This window comes from Chryseobacterium aahli, assembly GCF_022699665.1.
In the GTDB taxonomy this organism is placed as follows: Bacteria; Bacteroidota; Bacteroidia; order Flavobacteriales; family Weeksellaceae; genus Chryseobacterium; species Chryseobacterium aahli.
The window spans coordinates 1-21,965 of the sequence record NZ_JALDNB010000004.1; the positions used below are offsets into that span (position 1 = coordinate 1).

Consider the following 21,965-nt stretch of genomic DNA (forward strand, 5'->3'; position numbering starts at 1 on the left):
TTGCCGTATTTGCGTGTGCAAAAGTAATAACTTATTTCTAATTGACCAAATGTTTTTTAAAGAAATTTTAAAGTTTTTTAAGTAACCCTAAACCCTTTTCCTAAACCTTCAATCTGCTACTCCTGCGCTTCCCGTATTGGGATTGCAAAGATACAAATCTTTTTTATTCTCACAAATTTTTATCGCTAAAAATTTAATGAATCTTTTTCTGATTTACATCCCGTTAAAGTAACTTAAATTATATGCCCGAAGGCCCTCCTGCGCTACTGATATACTCTCGTTTTCAGTGGGGCAAAAGTACCAACTTTACCCCCATACTTCCAAATCTATTTAACATAAAATTCATATTTTATTCATATTTGACGGTAAAACCTTGAAAGCGTGGGAGAAAAATTTTCATTAGGTTAGAGGTTGGAGGATGGGGGTTAACGTGAATGTGTCGGAAACAACAATGTCATGTGGCGCTCCTACGGAGCTCATTCTCTTTATTGTAAATTACACTACAAACATCACGCTCCGATGGAGCTTATGATTTAATGTTTGAACGTGATGTTATAAACATAGAGGCCCTAATAGAGCTTATGAGTGATTCGGGATTTTTTTTTTACCTGTCGGTCTTATTGATAAAAGCATATCGGAAGTTTTGTTGAGATGTTGATTATGAGGTTTACTTGACTCTAATATATTTAATGTAGAAAGTCAGTTTTTACTTTGACAAGTTTTGATATATGACCACTACCCTAGCCCCGATAGAAACGGTTACCCCACAGCAAGCGTTGGAAAAAGCATTGGCGCGAGGAGTATGAGTGGATAGCGGGAGAAAGCTAATAATAAAAATGAAGTGTGACGGAGTTGTGATATATGAAACTATTTTTTAATAAGAAATGCCCCAGAAATTCTCTGAGGCAATATTTTAAAATCGTTTAAATTCAATATTATTTTGTTTCCTGATAAATGACTGACAGAAATTCGGCGAAAGATTTTTCTAAACCAACGATGTCACCAGATTTTAGATGAAGAGTTCCGTCGTTTTGGGAGCTGTTTCCTAATCGTGCTGAGGAAATCTGATAATATTGATCGGAATTTTTTGCACCTTTCTGAATTTTTATTGTGGAACCCAAAAGTTTCTTTGTTGAAATGGTGTACACTTCGCCAGAAGCTAAGGGAATCTTTAAATAAGTACGTGGAGAAATATTGTAGTCTTTTCTATTGATGCTTATCTTTTGATCTTTTGATGAGGATGCAAACAGATATAAATCACCTTGTTCCTGTGCCAATTTTTCGGAAGAAATATGATAGAGCTTAAGTCTATAATTTGAAGCATTAAATTTCTGAAAATTACCATCGACATTTTCGAATGGTTTTACAGTGTAAGAGTTGGCTCCAACTTCTTTTGCTTTCTTATAGATTTGAGAAAATACAGCAGCATCGTCATTTGAGAATCCCTGAACTTCGATTTCACCCAAATATTCTGCGTCGTTGATTTCTATAATATGATATAGAAATTTATCCTGATTCTCGTTGGTTTTTTCGACTTTAGTCAAGAACACGTTTTGCGCATTGATTATTTGAACAAAGAAAACCAATAAAGCAATGATAAGATTTTTCATGTGTAAAATTATTTAGAAAGAATTTCTACACATTCTTCCAGACTGTTTTCCCAATGCTTGGGTTCTATTTTATAAATTTCTTCAATTTTATCTAAACACATCGTACTTCTCTTTGGTCTTTTTGCCGGAGTTGGGTATTGCTCAGTGGTTAAAGAATTTAATTTCACAGATGATTTTGAAAAGTCTGCGATTTTTTTTGCAAACTCAAACCATGTAGTTTCGGGATAGTTGGAAAAATGGAAAATTCCGAAAGTTTTTTTCGGGTTTTCGATGATCTCCATAATTGCTTCTGCCAAATCGTTTGCGTTGGTAGGCTGACCAAACTGATCACCTACGATTCCTAACTCGTCTTTATGAGAGAATAAATTCAGCATCGTTTTAACAAAATTCTTATTAAACTCCGAATACAACCAAGATGTTCTTAAAATAATGGTTTGAGAATTTGCTTCTAAAGCTAGTTCTTCACCAATTCTTTTAGACTCACCATAAACTCCGATGGGATTTGTAAAATCATCTTCTGAATAATCTAAGTTGGTTTCGCCATCAAAAACATAGTCTGTAGAAACGTGAATGAAAACCGTTTGGTGCTCCGAACAAGCTTTTGCCAAATTCTCTACTCCATACGCATTCACTGCAAATGCCTTTTCTTTTTCCTGCTCGGCAAGATCTACTGCAGTATATGCTGAAGCATTAATGCAGAATTCCGGTTTTTGTTCTGAAAAGAACTCATTGATTTGCTCTTCACTGGTGATGTCTAAAGTTTTTGAATCTGTAAAAACGAATTCATAATCTAATTCAAAATTGGGAGCAATTTTCCTGATACAATTTCCTAATTGTCCGTTGCTGCCTATTACTACTATCTTTTTCATTATTATGAATTTTTTGCGTTTTGTGATCTTAAAAATTTAACTCTTGGCTGGAAATCTTTCTGTTCTAAATTTACAAAGAATTTGTGGAAAGTATCTTTTATGTCTTCAGGATGAACTTCTGACTTTCTTGTTTTGACATTGAAATAAATAACAGTCACCCAAAGAACTGCATGAACAGTTTTTTCATCGAGACTTTTCATTAAAATTTCGACCTTTGCCGTTCTGTCTTGTATTTCTATGGTTTTGCTGCTGATGACAACTTGGGTATTGTATCTCACTTCCCGTAAATATGCAATTTCGTTTTGAATAGCAATCCAGGTGCAGCCTGTTTTTTTTGTGTATTCTTCGTAAGTGAAACCATAAAATTCTTCTACATGATCTTCTCTGGCGTTAAACATGTAATCTAAATATTTCACATTATTCAGATGCCCAATAGGATCACAATCGCTGAATCTTATTTTTACCGTAGTTGATACTTCTTTTTCCATAGCGCAAAAATAAAAAAACCACCTCTAATAGAAGTGGTAGTTTTTATAAATCTTTGTTAATATCTCTATTAAGGCTGACCTAATTCTTTTTTAACAGCTGCAGTTGCATCAGGACCATTCTTGTAAACAAGACCAGTAGAGTTTGCATCCATGATATAATCGTAACCGTTTGCTTTAGCAACTTTGTTTACAACTTCCATCAATTTTTTCTCGATAGGCTCGAAAAGGGCATCCTGCTTAGCAGTAGCGTCTTTTCTCATTTTGTCTTCCATCTGAGCCATCTCTTCCTGAAGTTTTTGCATTTCCTCACCTCTTGCTTTGTTTTCAGCTTCGGTTTTCGTAGGAGCTTCTTTTTGATAAAGCGCATACTTCGCTTGTGCAGCTTCTCCCTTTTTCTTTATTTCAGCTTGTTTAGCATTTACAAAAGCTGTTAAATCTGCATCAGCTTTTTTCTTTTCTGGCATTGCATTAAGAATACCTGCGACATCTAACGTAGCCAATTTTTGGGCTTTTGCCATACCTACAGATACAACCATCATCGCTGCTGCAAATAATACACTTAATTTTTTCATAACGGGGTAATAAATAATTAATTTTGTTTTTAGATTTTAAATTTAAGCAAAAGTTAATTCTGAGAAACTAATTTTACTTTTTTTTACTTGATTTTTTTTCTTTATCTGTTGTTCCTTTTAATAGAATATCTAATACTTTGTCTGTATAATCATATCTTTTTTCAAGAGAAATCACATTAATGTCGTTACTTTTATCAAGAACTATGCCCAAACCATTCTTTTGTACCATCGTTCTGATGGCTGTAAAGATTTGATCCTGGAATGGCTCTACCAAGTTGGCTCTTAATTGGTGAATCTCACCTGTTTTTCCGAATCTTAAACTTGTAGTGGTTTTGATGTTTTTATCTAAATCTGCTACTTCCTTTTCTCTCAACTTCAACTGATCACCTATCAATAAAACTTTTTCGTTTTCGAAGGCTGATTTTTTCTTGTCGTACTCAGCCTGCATACTTTGAAGTTCTTGTTCCCAAGTATCAATCTGAGAATTTAATCTTGCTTCTGCCTCTTTATATTGCGGCATCATATTCAAAATATAATTGGTGTCAACAACGCCTATTTTCTGAGCATTGCTGAAGCCGAAAAGCAAGAGCGCTAAAGATGTGAAAAGTATTTTAAAATTCTTCATTTTTATTATAAAGATTGGTTCATTAGGAAGTGGGTCTGGTTTCCATGAGGTTCTGTACTTAAAATTGTCTTATCAAAACCATAAGCAAAATCAAATCCGATCAAACCAAATGCCCCCATGTAAACTCTTACACCAACACCAATTGATCTTTTCAACTGGAAAGGGTTGTACTTGCTCCAAGTGTTCCAAACATTACCACCTTCAGCAAAAGTCAATGCGTAAATTTTGGCAGTTTGACTCATTGATATCGGATATCTTAGTTCTAACGTAAATCTATTGTAAATAGTACCTCCACCTCGTGGGGTAATATCATCGTATTCTCCTCCGTAAGTAGAAGCATTTTCGTAACCTCTCAAAGGAATTAATTCTCTACCGTCAAATCTACCTCCAAAAAGTCCTGTACCACCTACATAGAATCTTTCAAATGGCGGAGCTCCCAATTGCTTGTTATACCCATCCATGAATCCCATTTCAGCAGAAGATCTTAAAACCAATTTACCGGCAACTTCGTTGTAAACGTCCGCTTTAAATTTGATTTTATAGAATTCCATCCACTTATATTTGTCTGTAGGAGACATTGTAGAGTAGTCTTTATTGCTAAACAATGAATATGGCGGAGTAAATTTACCTGACAATTCAATATTAGAACCCGTTGTTGGGAAAATAGGATCGATACCCGCAGAGTTTCTACTTAATCCAATATTTAAACTTAAGTTATTGGCGTTACCATACAATTCTGTAGTATCCCCAAACTCAAACGGATAGTTACTGAAGTTATATTTTTGGAACTGAATACCAGTGTATAATGAGAAATAATCATCCGGCCATTTCAACAATCTGTTCAGACCTACCGTTGCCGAGAAAATATTTAATCTCTGATCCGGACCGCTTACCTGACTATAATTTACTCTTGAGTTATTTAAACTTACAGAAAGTGCAGTTGGCTTCGTACCAAATAACCAAGGCTCTACAAAAGAAACACCATAGTTTTGGAAATACTGACCTGCTTGTGCTGTGATAGACAATGTTTGCCCGTCTCCCTGAGGAACCGGTCTGAAGTCTTTGAATTTCAAGAAATTTCTAAGAGAGAAGTTGTTGAACGTCAATCCTAAAGTTCCGATAAAGCTGTTACCACCATAACCTGCCTGCAACTGAACCTGAGAAGATCCTTTTTCAACCAATTTCCAATTGATATCTACCGTATTATCCTGCTGATTAGGCTGAATATCCTGACCAATTTGCTGAGGGTCAAAGAATGACATCCCTGCTAAATCAAAATACGTTCTTTTAATTTCTGTTTTCTTGAATAATTCTCCCGGTTTTGTTCTTAAAGCTCTTAAAATAACGTGGTCATGGGTCGTTGTATTTCCTTCCCAAGTCACTCTGTTCCAAGTTGCCTGCTCTCCTTCATTGATTCTGATTTCTAGGTTGATGTTATCTCCTGAAATAGATTTTTCTACCGGTGTAATGTTTGAGAAAAGGTAACCGTTATTCATGTACATCGATTTGATATCAGAATCGTCTTCCTTACCACCGTCTTCCCCAACTTTTTTGTTGAATCCTACCGCATCATAGATATCACCTTTTTTATATCCTAACTTTCTTTGAAGATATTCTGTAGCGTAAACTGTATTTCCGGTGAAAGTAATATCACCGATGTAGTATTTTTTACCTTCTTTCAGTTTTACGTTAATTTCGTAGTTATTTTTCTTATTTCTCCAAACAGAATCAGAAACAATTTGAGCATCTCTGTATCCTAAAGAGTTATAATAATTAACTAAACTCTGTTTGTCTTCCTGATATTTTTCTTCGATAAATTTTGAAGATTTTAAAATACCACCAATACCAAATCTTTTTTGTTTAGTTTCTTTGAATGCTTTCTTTCTTAATTTAGCATCAGTAATACTTTCGTTACCTTCAAACTCGATATGGCTGATTTTTACTCTTCTGCCCTTATCTACATTAATCGTCCAGTCAACCAAATTAGGATCACCCGCATTCACCTTATCTTCGATGCTGATTTTAGCATCTGCAAAACCTTTTTTCACATAATCCTTAGGGATATTTGTTTTAAGGCTGGAGATAAGATTCTGGGTGATTTTTGTACCTGGCTTCAGGTTATTATCTTTGGCTAATTTTTCGTTTTTAGATTTACCAATCCCTTTCCCAGTGAATTTTACTTCACCAAGGTCTTTTAAATCCTGAAGATAAAACTTCAAAACGACAGTTTTTCCTTCAATACTCTCGATGTAAACTTCTACTTCAGAGAAAGATTGAGAGTCCCAAAGCTTCTTGATACCGTTGCTGATTTTCTGCCCCGGAATATCAACTTCTTCACCTTTGGTAAGACCTGTAAATCTTAAGATTTGTGCAGGTGTATATTTTTTTACCCCATCAACAACAATGTCTTTCAGAGTGTAAGTTCCTGTTTGATTTTCCGCAAGAACAGAGGTAGTGTTTACCTTTGTGCTGTCTTGTGGCGTCACCTGTCCATAAAAATGTGCAGAAGCAGCAAACATAATGATGGGTAATAGTCTAAACTTCATTTTATCGTAATCTTTCTTTTCTTAATTTACTGGATTTGTATTTGTTCGCCCGTAAGGCCATATCGTCTTTCCTTGTTTTGATAATCAACAATACATTGGAAGAAGATATCTTTTGTGAAATCCGGCCACAAAACATTTAGAAACTGCAATTCTGCGTAGGCAATCTGCCAAAGTAGAAAATTGCTTATCCTTATTTCGCCACTGGTTCTGATCAACAAATCTACAGGTGGAAAATCTTTGGTATAAAGATAGTTTTCAAATAATTTTTCATCAATATTTTCAATATCAACTTTCCCTTCTTTTACGTCGGAACTGATGTTTTTAACGGCATTAAGGATTTCGTTTTGCGAGCCGTAGCTTATCGCCAAAACCAAATTGCCTTTCGCGTTTTCTTTAGTTAAATCAACAACCTTTAAAAGTTGTTCTTTCACCAAAGGTGGTAATTTATCCAGATTCCCGATTACGTGCATACGCAGACCCTTACTGAAGATTTCATCGGCCTCCAAAAGCAAGGTTTCTGTAAGCAGAGACATCAGCGTATTTACTTCATCAGTAGGACGCTTCCAGTTTTCTGAGGAAAATGTGTAGAGTGTAAGATAGGGTATGCTGATTTCATTACATGCATTAATAGCATTTCTTACTGCATCAATGGCATTTTTGTGACCATACGTTCTTTCTTCACCTCGAGATTTTGCCCATCTTCCATTACCATCCATAATGATGGCTACATGCTGCGGTAAACTCTCGGAATCTATTTTATCTTTAATCAACGACATAATTAATTAATCACAATAACATGGTGGCCTTCCGAAAGAATAGGTCAATCCTAAACTAAAGGTATTCATCCAATCTTTTGACTCGGGATCACCGACTGTTCTTTTATTTAAGAAAGCGGCTTCTCTCTCTTTTGAAACTGCAAAATAATCTCCTGTCTGCAAAAGCGATCCGCCAGTAGAAGGATTTATGATATCAGCATTATAATTTGAAATCAAATCTTTAGATAATATTTTGCTGTGATCTAACTGATCTGTCAAAGTATATCTGAATGTAGCTTCTGCAAATATTGCCCAACCATGATTGAATTTATATTTTAAACCAACTCCAAAAGGAATATGAGCAACAGTTTTTCTTCCCATCGTATATTCTGTAGTGGTAACGAAATCTAGTTCATCAACCGGCGCTTGCGCTACCCCATCAGCATTTCTTCTGTAGTCATGATTTAATGTTGCTTTTGGAGCATCATACATCAAACCTCCAACACCAGCAAAAATATAAGGACTCAACATGCTTAACTGCTCATTATTTACCGGGAAGAAATTGTATTCGAATACAACGCTTGCTTCATATACATTGTTCTTACCAAATGAATTTCTATTTCTTCTATACTCTTCTTTAGCAGCTTTATCACTAAACTGCACTTGATTGTAACCTAAATCTACTCTCACAGTCTGGTGAGGGTTAAAATTGAATCTATATAACAAACCACCATAAAAAGGAACTCCCCAATCTGAAACCCTGTCAAAATCCAATGGTTGTTGCAGAATGTAATTGGTTTTTCCTATATCACCTACTAAATTACTCATCCCAAGACGAATTCCCAATTCATTTCTTTGTGCCTTTATACTTACCATTGTGCCTAAGAGGGTAAGGAAGCTAAACAATAATTTTTTATTCATAGAAGAATATGGATTTATGGTTATTTTAAAAATTAATTTTTGCAAATATAAAACATTTTTATATTAATGATAACCTTAATGTTTCGTTAAAAATAAACAAAAAAACATAATTTGTTATAAAGTAAACGACAAACAAGCAAAATTATTCTTTTTTTAACAGATTCTGTTTTCTCAGATAACAACAAACCCCCATTTATTGAGGGCTTGATATTATTTATTTTTAGTAAAAATTGCTTTAACTATGTTTCGTATTTTTATAAGCATTGGCTCTTTGTAATTTTTGTCTTCATCAAAATAACCATAACCATAGCCATAGCCGTAACCGTAGCCATAACCGTAGCCGTAACCCTGTTTCACTACGTAATCATTATACACGAATCCTAGATGTTTGATCTCATCATTGTGATATTTTTCTGTAATCATTTTCAGCATATACTTTTCTGTATACTCATGACGCACTACGTATAAATTGGCATCCGAATGCTTCATCAAATCATAAGAGTCTGCAACCAAACCTACTGGCGGAGAGTCGATAATGATAAAATCATACCTGGTTTTAAGCTCCTCAATCAACTGAAGGTTTCTTGCACTCATCAAAAGCTCAGATGGGTTTGGCGGAATAGGCCCCGATGTAGCAACATCCAAATTAGGAATTTTGGTTTTATTAATGATTTGCTCAATCGTCACCTCACCTGTAAGGTAATTTGAAATACCATTTTTATTATCTATATTAAAATCTCCGAAAATTTTAGGCTTTCTAAGATCCATCCCTAATAAGATTGTTTTTTTATCACTTAATCCTAATACAGAAGCTAAGTTGATAGAAACATAGGTTTTCCCTTCACCTCCTACAGAAGAAGTTATCAAGATAACTTTACTTTTACCATCTTCATTCGATAAGAATCTCATATTTGCTCTAATTCCCCTGAAAGCTTCAGAAACAGATGATTTTGGAGATTCTAAAACGGTCAACATATTTTCACTGTTATTATTTCCAATAACACCCAATAGTGGGATTTTTGTTGCGCTTAGTAATTCTTTGATATTTCTAATTTTGCTGTCTAAAAGTCCTCCAATCAGTATAAATATAAATGGAAGAGCCAATAAACCTCCGATGATTGCCATTTTAGTACCTTTCACATTCGGTCCGATTGGGCTCTGTCCCAGATTCTTTGCCGGGTCAATGACCGTCATATCAGATTGATTGGTCGCCAATCTCATCTGACTCTCGTTTTGCCTGCTCAACAAGCTGTTATAGGTAGCTTCAATCATGTTGTACCCTCTTTCAGCATCCAAATATTTTCTTTGCTTTTCAGGATACGTTGATAGTTCGGAATTTGCTTCACCAACTTGCTGATCTATCTTGCTCAGTTGTTCGGTATATACATTATAAACATTTCTTAATGAACCTGAAGAATTCTGTTTTGCTTCGCTGATAAGCCTGTTGACTTCTTTAATGGGTTCAGAATTCGGAGTATAGATTGTAGATAATTCTCTTTTCTTGAGATACAAAGCTTTCAACTCCGATACAGACGCAGTAAACAATCCGTCATCAAAGCCTGCGGCCGAAGAGCTGATCATTTTATCAAAATTTTGAGTTTCTACAGAATTTCTGATATTACTCAAAGAAGACATTTTGCTAAGAATTTCAGCTTTTTTTGCTTCAAGATCTTTGATTCTCGTGAGCGACTTTTCGTCACGATTCGAAATATCATATAGTTTTTCAGTAACTTTCAAGTAATTAAGAACAGCACCACTGGAATCTAACTTCTTTCGTATGCTTCCCAAACTTTCTTTAAGATAAAGTTCTGTATTTTTATCTACTTTTATTTTATCATTAAATCTTTTCTTCTGCAATTCTGCAACCGATTTATTTAAGAAATTAACTGTACTATTAAGATTAAAACCTGTTTTGGTGATAATCATGATTGTATTAATCTCTTTATCAAAATCAACCCCTACAGTACTAATAATCCCGTTTACAGCATCATTTACCGTAGTTAAATTAACAATAATATTTTCTAATTTGATTTTAGGAGCCACAGGATTTGGCAATAATCTAAATCTTAAGTTTGGAGAAGTGTACCACTCGTTGACCTTTATTATCTTATTGGCAGGTCTTTCAAAAGCATTAATATTCTGGAACCCTTCAAAATCGTAGGAGTATAGATTGGTAGATTCACCTTCCTCCGGCAAAACTACTTCATAGGAACCATTTCCTTTTGGAATCAATGTAATCGGATAATTGACCTGCTGAAGATGTTTTCTGTCAACCTCTAGGAACACTGGTGAATCATCTTTGTCCAAATAAGTAGACTTAATGAGTCCTTTTGTCTGATAATTGACAAAGTAATTGAGCTCCTTCACCAAAAATTCATTATGAGATCTTGACAAAAGCATCTTTTTAAGATAAACTCCATCCTGATTTCCATTTTGTCCCCAAATGAAATTAATCGATTGGCTTGGTGTGAAGTAACTTGCAGTATTGCTTGAGATACTTAGAGATAAGTTTGATGCATAAATACTTTGTGCATAATACTTCCCATAAAACCATGAAAAGCCATAGCCTAACAAAAGCATAAAAACAAACCAATACCAATTTTTTAAAAGTCTTCTTAAGAAATGTTCAACATCAAAAAGTGCAAATGATCCAAATTTTTCTTTCTGAGCTGCATTTTTATCTACAGTAGCATCTTTTCCTGGAATCATAATTAAAGGTTTTTAAGAAGTAGATAAATTGATAATGCGGTAGTAATTACAGAAACCCCGCTTATAAGAGTCTGTATAGGATCTTTTCCGAAACCATTAAGTGCTCTTCTCTGTGTAGTAAGGAATATTTCGTCACCGTTTTGCACATAATAATATGGAGAATTCATTACATCTTCTCTAGTAAGATCTATTTTCGCTTTTTTAATTCCTTCTGGATATTTTCTGTGAATGACAATATTTTTTCTATCAATCGTCCTATTTAATCCTCCATTAATGGCAATCGCTTCAGAAAGCGTCAAAGTATTTTTGTGTGCAACCTTTTCTCCTGTCATACCAGTTGTTTCAACATCACCTAAAATATAATAAGTAATACCATTGGTATCTAGCCTAACCTCAGATTTTCCTTCCTGAAAGTTTTCGTTGACTTTTTCCTGAATTTCCAACCTAATATCTTCAGTAGTTCTGCCTTCAGCTTTGATATAACCAATTCCGAAAACATTGATGTCTCCTTTTGAATCAACTCTCAAACCATTAAAATAAATGATAGCATTGCCTCCTGATCCTGAACCACCTGTTACGCTTATAGTACTTTGTCCCGTCGATGAGTTCAATGAAGAATAAAATTGCGCAGCATCACCTTTGGGGGTCGTTACGATATTAAGAATCAACATGTCATTTTTAGTAATTCTATACACGGGAATATTGTAAGGAATCAGACCTTCTTCATTAATCACCAGACTTTCGCTTGGCTGCATATATTTCACATCTTTTGAAGTGATGCAAGATGATAAAAGGAATGGTAAAATTAAAAATAAAATATACTTAAAGATTTTCATCATAATTAAATGTAGTTTGCAAAAATAGAAATTTAATTATTACTTTTTAAATTATTGTTATTTCTCATCAAATAAAAGACATCTGGAAGATAAGCTCCCAAGAAACCCAATGCTAAAACTAAAATCAGCAGAAAATTCACATTACTGTGTCTCATAAAATAAGCTACTGCAATAATAAAAAGATAATAAGTTATGATATAAAAGCTAGATCTTCTGTGCGTTAAATCAAGCTTTAATAGTTTATGGTGAATATGATTTTTATCTGCCTCAAAAGGAGATTTTTTATTCCAAAGTCTGACCAAAATAACGTTGAGGGTATCAACAATCGGCAAAATCAAAATGGCTACAGCAATTACCGGAGCTGATTGTAAATGATATCTCGGGATATTCGGAAGTTTTTTATCAATAAAAATATCAATAAAACAAATACAGGTAAATGCCAGTAAAAATCCTAAAAGCATAGATCCTGTGTCTCCCATAAATATTTTGGTTGCTCTGTAATTTGACAAATTATAGTACAGAAATGCGAGCACCGAGCCAATAATCACTACAGATAGCACAACCAGAGGATAATTATATTCCCCTAAACGATAATAGCTAATGCCAAAAAGCGCACAACATATTACTGAGTAACCGCCTGCCAAACCGTCAATTCCATCAATTAAGTTAAAAGCATTAATCAATATAACAAAAGTAATAATGGTAACAATTATACTTATCAGGTAATTAATTTGATAAATTCCGCAGATCCCGAAAAGATTTCTGATTCTGATATCTGAACCTATGACGATAAATGCAGAAACAATAATTTGAGCCACCAATTTTTTGTATGCTCTCATCACCACAATATCATCCATCACGCCCACATAAAGCAGAACAATGAGCGAGGCAAAGAGAAATTTATATAAATCAAAAAGTTCGTAAGCAAAAACCGAAGTACAGATACCGATTGAATAAAACATCGCAATGCCACCAAGATTAGGGATTTTTCTAAGGTGCGAACTTCTAACGCCTGGTTCATCCATCAGATTTTTTCTTCTGGAAATTTTAATAATGGTGGGAATTGAGAAAAATGTGATTAAAAAAGAGAATAGAAAGCCCAGACCTATTTTTACATAAAAAATAGAAATTCCAGAGCTATATAAGAACAATTCAAAATTCTTCATTTTTTTTCTGTTAAGTACCTTTCGGGCTTAGTTGACCGAAATGTCTTAGTGAAATATTTGTCAGTCATTTGTTATTCTGACAAATTTCTTATCACTTGTGTTTACATTAATTTTCTTATCAGTTTTTTTTGTCCAGCAAAAAAGAGCAGATAAAATATCTTTTTTTTCAGGGGCAAAGATAAAATATAATTCGTATCAAAACGATTGTAATTCAATATATCTTTAAAATTAATATTCCGTTCTTGTATGAAAACGTCTAATTGATGCGCCATTTCATAGAAAACACTTTCATCTTTCACAAATGCTAAATACGCCAAAAAGGTATAAATACCTTCCAAAATTTGGAAATTCTTCAGCTCTTTTAGTTTGGTAGAATACTGTGATTTTTGGAAAAAAACCTCCACATCTTTCACTGCATTTAAGATATCAAGACCTTTTTCTGTATGTGTTTTTGAAATAGAATCAGTTCGTTCCAAATATTGATAATGAAAATTCTGCGTTTGTGCCAAAGTTTTACACTCCAGCAATAACTGCGGAATCAACTGAATATCTTCATAATGAATTCCTTTTTTAAACCTTTTATCTTTAAAAAGATCTTTTTTAAACAGTTTATTACAAGCAAAATAGCTTAAATCTGAAAAGACAGAAAAATGACTTTCCAAATCAATTTTCTCGGGCATATTAGGAATTTGCGTAAGCTTTTGAGTTACATTTCCATGCTCATCAACTTTCTGGATGTTGCAGATGACTATTTCAGCCTGATGTTTTAATGCTAAATTCAGCATTTCTTCAAACATCGTTTCCGTAACGTAATCATCGCTGTCGACAAATCCTACATAATCTCCAGCTACATGGTCTAGCCCAAAATTTCTGGCATCACTTAAACCTCCGTTTTCTTTATTAAAAGCTTTAATCTTTTCGGGAAATCTTTGAGCGTAGTCTTGAATTATTCTCTCAGAAGAATCTTTACTTCCATCATTTACTACCAGAATTTCAATATTCTGATACGTCTGATTCATTAAAGAATCAAGACATTTAGCCAAATAATTTTCGACATTATAAACCGGAACGATGATAGAAATTAAAGAGGGAACGTTTATCATCGTTTAGCTTTTTGTAAATCTTGCGCTTAGCCAGCCTTTTTTGGCTTCATCAAAATCTTTTCTCGAACACGGAATACAGTTTTCAATATTTTCATCGTCTCCAAAATACCAAAGATTACTGAACGTATCTCGTTTGAAAGCATATTGCCTGTCCTCAATCAAAACATAGAACATTTCATATTGTCTTTCCTTAGGATGCGACTGCTGAATATTGATTCCTTCGATCAGATACCAAATCATTTGTGCCAAAAGCTGATGATTGAGCTGATTTTCAGTATAAATATTATAATTAAATATCCCAACTGATTTCAGGTTTTCACTCAGTCCGATTTCTTTCATATATGCACAGATTTCTCTTCTGTTTAAACCATTCACCTGCGGATTCATCGAAAAAGCATCACTGAAACTTTCAATCGCATCACAATTTACCGTCACCAAATCTGCTTTTCTGAAAAAAGGTTCTGTTTTCTCAGTAGAATTCATCATTTCAGCCAAACGAACAATGTCAAATTCAACCTCTTTGATGAGTTTTACCGAATCTGATTCGTTTAGATGCTTTTGATAACCGAGATGATGATAATTTTTGATAGAAAAATTTTTCGAGCCTAAAATTTTGCTTAAAAAAGTATGCTCATCAATACTTTCACCTTGTTTCAATGAAATAATATTGCTGATTTGAGTATAGTTGATATTTTGCTGATGAAAATTTAATCCTGAAAATAAAGAAAAAGCAAAATCATTGGAACCACCAATAATCACCGGAATGGCTCTTTTTGAATGACAAGCCGACAAAACTTCCTGCAAAATGTAATGCGAATCTTCCACAGATTTCCCTGAAACCAAATCTCCCAAATCTACTACCGGAATTTCAAAATCAAGTTGTGAAAGTTTGTAAAACTCTCTTCTGATTGCTGTGAAATCCTGCACTTCTGCATCGCCATTTGCACCACGATAATCGGAAACAAAGAGCAAAACAATGCTGTCTTCTTTTATTTCTTTGGTAATCTTACTGCCGATCTGCCAGTTTTCTGTCCTGAAATTTCTTGGGGAAATGATAAAATCTTCAAAATCCATGTGCTCAAATACTTATTAAAGCTCAAAAATATTAAAATTAAATGAGTAAGCAGAGTTTAGAAATCAGATTTTAAAATTGAAATCGATTTTTTGATTCCTTTTGCGAAAATCCAACCTTGTCAAAGTTTGAAACTTTGACAAGGTTTCCAAACATGTATTATAGTCTCAACCTTTCAAAATCTCAAACACAAAAGTCGTAGAAGTCTCAAACTTCCCGCCCTGCGTGGCTCCGAATAAAAACTGAGGTCTTTTTCCATCTTTACTCATCAAAATCATAGGACGCTCAAGTCTTCCAAATCTTTTTAAATGTTTCGGCGGCGTTGCTTCCTGTATATAATGCTGCATATTGAGGTAGGCAATTTCGGGTTTTTTCCATTTGATGCCGTCTTTTGTGGTTAAATGCAAACCATATTCATGATTAAAAAATCCCATATCCCGGGCGACCATATGAAATTTCCCGTTTTGTTTCCAAATGAATGCATCTTCTAACTGAGCATTATTGGGCAAAGATGAAAAATCAATCACCGGATTTTCAGAAACTTTTTGGTAAGGTCCAGCTGGAGAATCGGCTTTTGCCAATCCATATTTTCGGTTTCCTCGGACTGCTCCTTTTTGGGTTTCATATTCTTCGGTGTTCCATGATTTGTAGAACAGCCAGTATTTTCCGTCGTTTCCTTTTACAAAAGCAGGATTGGTGGTACAATGATCATCCCAAGCACCTTTTTCTCCGGGAAGAAGCAATGGTTGTTCAGGTCTAGTCCAGTCTCCATCTAGGCTTTTTGAAGTAGCCAATCCTATTCTTTTGGTATTCGTCTTTCCGTTGGAAGTCCCCATGAAGAACAGGTAATATTGATCTTCGACTTTTTTGATCAATGGATTATGACAGGTTGTTGCATCCCAAAATCCGCCCCCTCTCGGAGCGAGAATAACTTGTTTATGTTGAAATTCTTCAAAAGGCGAGTTGGCTTCTGCACGGCAGATCTCAGAACCGTTGAGCCAGCCGCCCATTCCTTTTTCTTTTTTCCAGCGGGAGTAGAAAAGATGCACTTTACCGTCTTCGCCCCAAATCGGAGAAGAGCACCAAATATAGTAACCGTCCAATTCTAAAGATCTTCCGATGGGTTTTAAATTAAAATAAGGCTTGTCTGAAAAATCAAATGCGCGAGTAAATGATGAACTGAAGAATACTGCTGCAATTCCCAAGGCTGAAGTTTGTAAAAAATCTCTGCGGGTGTATTTTGACTGGCTCATTGTATTTGATTTTCAGCTAATGTAGAAGAAAGCTATTCAAATAGTGTCCTGCGGTTTCGGGTTTACGTTTTAAATAATATTGTTTATAATGTTTTTAATATTATTCAGTCTAAAAGGATAGAAATTAAGGTAAGAAGGATTGGCTAGTAAAGATTTTTGGAGTGGGAAAATCGTTATATTTGACTGATTAATAATAGAAAAAAAAATCGCTAACACAACCGCAAAACTTCATTACTAATAGAGAGCGACTAAACCAAAAATGAAAATGAAAACTATAAATAAACCGACTGTTTGTAAAAAGATCGTAAATAGAAAACAATTTTGCAGAAATTTTCTTTTGGTATTATTTCTTTTGGCCACTGCTACTCACGTGATGGCAGTTCCGCCAGGCTTTATAACCAAGAATATAAAATTCATCAGTGAAGGAGACTCGCTTGCCGGAACTATTTATAAGCCCGATCATTTTTCTGCGGCTGTTGTAATGGTTCATGGTTCCGGACAAGAAAAAAGGATGACGAAATTTGCAACGCAACTGGCTAAAAATGGGATTGCGGTTTTAACTTATGACAAACGTGGTGTCGGAGAATCTGGCGGTATCTATGCCGGACCTGAAGTAGGAACCAATAATGTGGACGCATCAAATCTTAATCTTTTATCTCTGGATGCAAGTGCTGCAGTGGATGTATTATCCAAATATTTATCAAACAATCAAATCTCAATAGGCTTAACGGGTGCAAGCCAGGCCGGATGGATTATTCCGTTGACTGCAGAGAAGAATAAGAAAGTCAAATTTATGGCGATTTTCAGTGGTGCATTGATAACGGTGAAAGAGCAACTTAGGTTTCAGTTTTACACCAATGGAAATTCAAAATTCTGGGATACGCACACAGAAGAAGATGCCCGCAAACACACCATGACCGACCCGGACAAATACGAATTTACAGATACTGATCCGCAAGATGTCCTTTCCAAATTATCAATCCCTGGACTATGGATTTTTGGTGGTAAAGATATTCAGGTACCCGTAAATTTATCCATTGAACATCTGAATACATTAAAAACAAAAGGCAAACGTTATGAGTATAGATTATTTCCGGAATTAGGTCATAATACGGCGTTCTCAGAAGATGAAAAGCCGATGAAAAATGTTATTGAGTGGATGAAGAATGTAAAACTAAAATAGACACGAGATGCTAGATTTTTACATTATAGGAGATGCTCAAGCAAAACCAAGTTATCCCGAGCAATTAGGACTTGAATTTATCGGTAAACTTGATTGCAAAACATTTGACAATTTGCAGAATAAAGGAATAATTGATAGGCGATTTGACTTTTACTCAGATTTTAGATTAGAGATTTTTTTAATTAAACAAATCCGACAAACAATTTTAGAAAAGCAATTGCAGTCTGATATTGATGTTAAAAAGTTAATTCAATTATTTGATATTGCTGACAAAAAACAAAGTGGATTAGTTGCTTACGGAGACTAAGGAGCGAATACATCAGTAAGCGTTCAACTCACTTTCAAATTTAACAAACACAAAACTCGATGTCGTGGATTTGCAGTCCGTGATTTCAATTGATAATATAAAGATAAACAGCAAATCTGCGCTATCGGAAAAATTTTACAATAAAAATTGATCTGAAATGAAAAGAATTATATTTAAGTTTTGGTTAATAAATATTTTAATAAGTATTGCGCTATTCGTTACTTATAGAATTGTAATTGCAGAAACAAATCAAGTTGATGGGAATTTTATTGAATGGATTTTACAAATTTTAGATATACTATTAAACCTAGCTTATTCATTTATATATCTTATTGCAATGGCTTTTTGTTCGTTTGCAATTTTTCTGAATCTGATAGATAAGATTAGAAATAATTTTTATCTGTCGTTATTAACATTTTTAGGAATACCATTATTTTATGTAATTTTTATAATTATTAACATATTAACTGACCGTCTTTTATACAATAACACTGTTACTATATTCAAAAATCTTGTTTTTTTTTCAATAATTTATCTATTTTTTACAACTTTAGAATTTCTGTTATTCAGAAAAAGAGTGAACAAACTTCAAGCTGATTGAATAAAAACTACCGCTAACCGTGACTTCAATTACAGTAAAAATAAACAGCAAGGATTGCAAATCCGCGATATCGGAATTCAGAGGATGAATTGAATGGTAAATAACTGATTTATATGAGTTTTTGTGTTGATTGCGAATTGTCAGTATATTTGGTTATTAATATTAAAAATAAATAATGACAAAACTTTTATTTTAGAGTAATGATACATAAACCATTTGAATTAGGGCTTACTTTGCAAGGGATCGTTTTACCAACCGAAAAACCAATTATAGATTTTTGGATTGAGCCTTTAAAGAAATTTGTACCAGCACTTTTAGATACAGGAGCAACACAATATTCAATAGAAAATGAATTGGCTCTTGCACTAAATTTGGAAAAAAGAGAGAATGAGAGAGTTGCATATTTAGCTCTGAATGAAGTTGCCGAAGTAAGTGTTTACAGTCTGGAATTTAGGTTAGCTGGAATGATGGATTATAGAATTACAGAAAATTTTTATAGCATTCCATTTAATTTTATGTATAAAATTATTATTGGAACTGATTTTCTTAAACGTTGTAAATCATTTCATATTAACTACATAAATAAAACATGGACAATAGAACTGTAATTAATAAAACATTCTTACAAAAGCACTCTATGTCCTGAATTAAAGGCTTTGATTATCCCGTTGAATGAGAAAATACAAAAATGCTTATTTCAGAGACAAAAAATCCCTTTTGAAATCATCAAAAGGGGTTTATATTTACGTTTAAAACTAATTATTTCTTAGCAGCTGGTTTCTTAGCCGGAGCTTTCTTCGCTGTAGTCGCTTTTTTAGCAGCTGGCTTTTTCGCTGCGGGTTTCTTTTTCTCAGCGAAAGCTTTAGGATCCTGTGCAGTAATCCACTTTTTAACCTCATCGAGAGAGACTTCTTTCAGCTCGTCAGATTCGTATTTGGTGTCATCTTTCTTCTTTGGAATTTTGAACATTGCTTTTCCAAATTTGATGAATGGTCCCCATCTTCCGTTTTCAAGAGAGATTTTCTCTTTTTCCCACTGCTGGATGTATCTGTTTGCTTCTTTCTCAAGTTTAGCTTCCACCAATTCGTTGATGTCGCTTTGAGAAAGATTGTCGAAATCATATCTTTTCGGAACGTTGATAAAGATGCTCTGATATTTGATAAAAGGTCCGAATCTCCCCGTTCCTTTAGTAATTGGTTCACCTTTGAAGTTGGCAATAGGTGCATCGGCTAATTTCTTTTCAGCAATGATTTCTTCTGCACGTTTCTGGTCTACAGAAAGTGGATCTTCACCTTTCGGAATACTAATGTACGTTTCACCCCATTTCACATAAGGCCCGAATCTTCCGACACCGATTGTCACTGATTGGTCTTCAAAATTATTGAGTTCAAAAGGTAATTTAAATAATTCTAAAGCATCCTCTAAAGCGATGGTTGCAATATTTTGTCCGGCCATCAATGATGCGAAAATTGGTTTTTCTTCATCGTCCTGCTCACCAATCTGAATCATCGGCCCGAATCTTCCGATTCTAGCATAAATATTTTTCCCTGATTTCGGATCTACACCTAAAAGACGCTCTCCATTGGCACGGTCTGCATTTTCTTCTACATCTTCAATTCTCGGATGGAATTTTGAGTAGAAATCGGTCATCATTTCTTTCCACTTCTGCGCACCGTTGGCAATTTCATCAAAGCTTTCTTCCACTCTTGCCGTGAAACCGTAATCAAGGATTTCCGCGAAATTGTTCGTTAAGAAATCATTTACAACCTCACCAATATCAGTAGGAATAAATTTATTTTTGTCGCCCCCGAATTTATCTTCAAGAACTTCTTTTTTGATTTTATCTTTAGCCAAAGAGATTTTCACCACCTCACGAGTCTGAGGTTCAAGCTCTCTTTTGTCTACATATTCACGATTCTGAATCGTCTGAATAGTTGGTGCGTAAGTTGACGGACGACCAATTCCCAATTCTTCCAGTTTTTTAACCAACATTGCTTCGGTAAATCTTGCAGCAGGTCTTGTGAATTTTTCTGTAGCAGTGATTTTTTTATAGTCTAAAACTTCACCTACTGTAACTTTCGGCAATAATTTCTCGTTGCTTTCTTCGTCTTCGTCTTCAGTTTTTACGATTCCGTAAGCTTTCAGGAAGCCGTCAAAAATGATCACCTCACCTTGCGCTTCAAAATGTTGTGGAAGTTTTGTATTCCCGATTTCGATGACGGTTTTCTCAATTTTAGCATTTGCCATTTGAGAAGCTAACGTTCTTCTGTAAATTAACTGATATAATTTACTCAACTGAACATCACCAATCGATTTTACAGAAAAATCTGTCGGACGGATTGCTTCGTGAGCTTCCTGCGCTGAAGCCGATTTTGTCGTATATTTTCTAGGTGCAGAATATTCTGCCCCATATTCTGAAGTAATCTGATTTTTAGCACCTTCAATAGCTTCCTGAGAAAGATTTACAGAGTCAGTTCTCATATAAGTAATGAAACCTTCTTCATATAATCTCTGTGCCAGACGCATCGTGTTGGTTACATTATAACCTAATCTTGAAGAAGCTTCCTGCTGAAGTGTAGACGTTGTAAACGGTGCAGAGGCAGAACGTGTTCCCGGTTTGGTTTCCACATTCAGAACTTTGAATTCTGTGGTTCTTGCTAATTCTAAGAATTTCTCTGCGTCTTCTTCTTTATCGAAATCTTTTTTAAGTTTTGCAGCGATTTCCTGCTCTGCTTTATTTAAGAAAACTCCGTCAAGCTTGAAACTTGCTTTTGGCGTAAACTGGCGAATTTCTTTTTCTCTTTCAACCACCAATCTTACGGCAACTGATTGCACTCTTCCTGCAGACAATCCCGGTTTTACTTTTTTCCAAAGTACAGGAGACATTTCGAAACCTACGATTCTGTCTAGAACTCTTCTTGCCTGTTGGGCGTTGACTAGGTTCTGATCAATATCTCTCGGATTTTCTATTGCTTTAAGAATAGCATTTTTGGTGATCTCGTGAAAGACGATTCTTTTTCTGTTTTCAGGTTTCAGTTTTAATTCATCTGCCAAATGCCAGGCGATAGCTTCACCCTCGCGGTCCTCATCGGAAGCGAGCCAAACCATTTCGGCTTTCTTTACAGCAGACTTTAATTCTGTTACCAGTTTCTTTTTATCGGCGGAAACTTCGTAATCCGGACTGAAGGTGGCAAGGTCAATTCCCATTCCTTTTTTCGGAAGATCACGGATGTGCCCGAAGCTCGATTTGACTTCGAAATCCTTCCCTAAATATTTCTGAATAGTTTTTGCTTTTGCCGGAGACTCGACGATTACTAAATTTTTCGACATCCTCTAAATTTTTGCAAAA

General features: G+C 34.7%; 18 protein-coding genes. 3 read left to right on the forward strand and 15 right to left on the reverse strand.

What is annotated here, in order from left to right:
- Nucleotides 1-935 precede the first annotated feature (935 nt).
- From MQX03_RS08705 to MQX03_RS08770, 14 genes are all read right to left on the reverse strand, one after another.
- Complete coding sequence (locus MQX03_RS08705; protein ID WP_242802590.1) at nucleotides 936-1,610, reverse strand: hypothetical protein; 675 nt, start codon at nucleotides 1,608-1,610, stop codon at nucleotides 936-938.
- Between the two features lie 8 nt (nucleotides 1,611-1,618).
- Nucleotides 1,619-2,479, reverse strand: coding sequence for a dTDP-4-dehydrorhamnose reductase (gene rfbD, locus MQX03_RS08710; protein WP_242802591.1), 861 nt, complete (start codon nucleotides 2,477-2,479; stop codon nucleotides 1,619-1,621).
- A 2-nt stretch (nucleotides 2,480-2,481) separates the two neighbouring features.
- Nucleotides 2,482-2,967 (reverse strand): acyl-CoA thioesterase, encoded by a 486-nt coding sequence (locus tag MQX03_RS08715; RefSeq protein WP_242802592.1) that lies wholly within the window; start codon nucleotides 2,965-2,967, stop codon nucleotides 2,482-2,484.
- 68 nt (nucleotides 2,968-3,035) lie between these two features.
- The gene (locus MQX03_RS08720; RefSeq protein ID WP_242802593.1) at nucleotides 3,036-3,539 is read right to left on the reverse strand and encodes an OmpH family outer membrane protein; all 504 of its coding nucleotides are present in this window, start codon (nucleotides 3,537-3,539) and stop codon (nucleotides 3,036-3,038) included.
- A 73-nt stretch (nucleotides 3,540-3,612) separates the two neighbouring features.
- A complete protein-coding gene (locus tag MQX03_RS08725) occupies nucleotides 3,613-4,164 on the reverse strand; it encodes an OmpH family outer membrane protein (protein ID WP_242802594.1) in 552 nt (183 codons plus the stop codon).
- Between the two features lie 5 nt (nucleotides 4,165-4,169).
- Nucleotides 4,170-6,710 (reverse strand): BamA/OMP85 family outer membrane protein, encoded by a 2,541-nt coding sequence (locus MQX03_RS08730; protein WP_242802595.1) that lies wholly within the window; start codon nucleotides 6,708-6,710, stop codon nucleotides 4,170-4,172.
- 26 nt (nucleotides 6,711-6,736) lie between these two features.
- On the reverse strand, nucleotides 6,737-7,486 hold the full coding sequence (gene uppS / locus MQX03_RS08735) for a polyprenyl diphosphate synthase (RefSeq protein WP_242802596.1): 750 nt from the start codon (nucleotides 7,484-7,486) through the stop codon (nucleotides 6,737-6,739).
- A 6-nt stretch (nucleotides 7,487-7,492) separates the two neighbouring features.
- Entirely contained in the window at nucleotides 7,493-8,386 is an 894-nt protein-coding gene (gene porG, locus MQX03_RS08740; protein ID WP_129535827.1) for a type IX secretion system protein PorG, read from the reverse strand.
- Nucleotides 8,387-8,596: 210 nt separating this feature from the next.
- Nucleotides 8,597-11,095: an exopolysaccharide transport family protein gene (locus MQX03_RS08745; RefSeq protein ID WP_242802597.1), complete on the reverse strand. Its 2,499-nt coding sequence runs from the start codon at nucleotides 11,093-11,095 to the stop codon at nucleotides 8,597-8,599.
- 2 nt (nucleotides 11,096-11,097) lie between these two features.
- Nucleotides 11,098-11,934: a polysaccharide biosynthesis/export family protein gene (locus MQX03_RS08750; protein WP_242802598.1), complete on the reverse strand. Its 837-nt coding sequence runs from the start codon at nucleotides 11,932-11,934 to the stop codon at nucleotides 11,098-11,100.
- 29 nt (nucleotides 11,935-11,963) lie between these two features.
- Nucleotides 11,964-13,097, reverse strand: coding sequence for a glycosyltransferase family 4 protein (locus MQX03_RS08755; protein WP_242802599.1), 1,134 nt, complete (start codon nucleotides 13,095-13,097; stop codon nucleotides 11,964-11,966).
- Nucleotides 13,098-13,198: 101 nt separating this feature from the next.
- Nucleotides 13,199-14,200 carry a glycosyltransferase family 2 protein gene (locus tag MQX03_RS08760; protein ID WP_242802600.1) on the reverse strand — a complete coding sequence of 334 codons (1,002 nt, stop codon included), beginning with the start codon at nucleotides 14,198-14,200 and terminating at the stop codon, nucleotides 13,199-13,201.
- A gap of 3 nt (nucleotides 14,201-14,203) precedes the next feature.
- Nucleotides 14,204-15,274: a formimidoylglutamase gene (locus MQX03_RS08765; RefSeq protein ID WP_129535822.1), complete on the reverse strand. Its 1,071-nt coding sequence runs from the start codon at nucleotides 15,272-15,274 to the stop codon at nucleotides 14,204-14,206.
- A 165-nt stretch (nucleotides 15,275-15,439) separates the two neighbouring features.
- Nucleotides 15,440-16,525: a glycoside hydrolase family protein gene (locus tag MQX03_RS08770; RefSeq protein ID WP_242802601.1), complete on the reverse strand. Its 1,086-nt coding sequence runs from the start codon at nucleotides 16,523-16,525 to the stop codon at nucleotides 15,440-15,442.
- A gap of 265 nt (nucleotides 16,526-16,790) precedes the next feature.
- On the opposite strand from MQX03_RS08770, the gene MQX03_RS08775 reads away from it, so the two are divergent.
- The 3 genes from MQX03_RS08775 to MQX03_RS08785 all read left to right on the forward strand — a co-directional run bounded on the left by MQX03_RS08775 (nucleotide 16,791) and on the right by MQX03_RS08785 (nucleotide 19,224).
- Nucleotides 16,791-17,708 (forward strand): alpha/beta hydrolase family protein, encoded by a 918-nt coding sequence (locus MQX03_RS08775; protein ID WP_242802602.1) that lies wholly within the window; start codon nucleotides 16,791-16,793, stop codon nucleotides 17,706-17,708.
- A 7-nt stretch (nucleotides 17,709-17,715) separates the two neighbouring features.
- A complete protein-coding gene (locus MQX03_RS08780; RefSeq protein ID WP_242802603.1) occupies nucleotides 17,716-18,015 on the forward strand; it encodes a hypothetical protein in 300 nt (99 codons plus the stop codon).
- Nucleotides 18,016-18,816: 801 nt separating this feature from the next.
- Entirely contained in the window at nucleotides 18,817-19,224 is a 408-nt protein-coding gene (locus tag MQX03_RS08785; protein ID WP_242802604.1) for a pepsin/retropepsin-like aspartic protease family protein, read from the forward strand.
- A gap of 151 nt (nucleotides 19,225-19,375) precedes the next feature.
- On the opposite strand, the gene topA is transcribed toward MQX03_RS08785, so the two are convergent.
- Nucleotides 19,376-21,946 carry a type I DNA topoisomerase gene (gene topA / locus MQX03_RS08790; RefSeq protein WP_242802605.1) on the reverse strand — a complete coding sequence of 857 codons (2,571 nt, stop codon included), beginning with the start codon at nucleotides 21,944-21,946 and terminating at the stop codon, nucleotides 19,376-19,378.
- Nucleotides 21,947-21,965 lie beyond the last annotated feature (19 nt).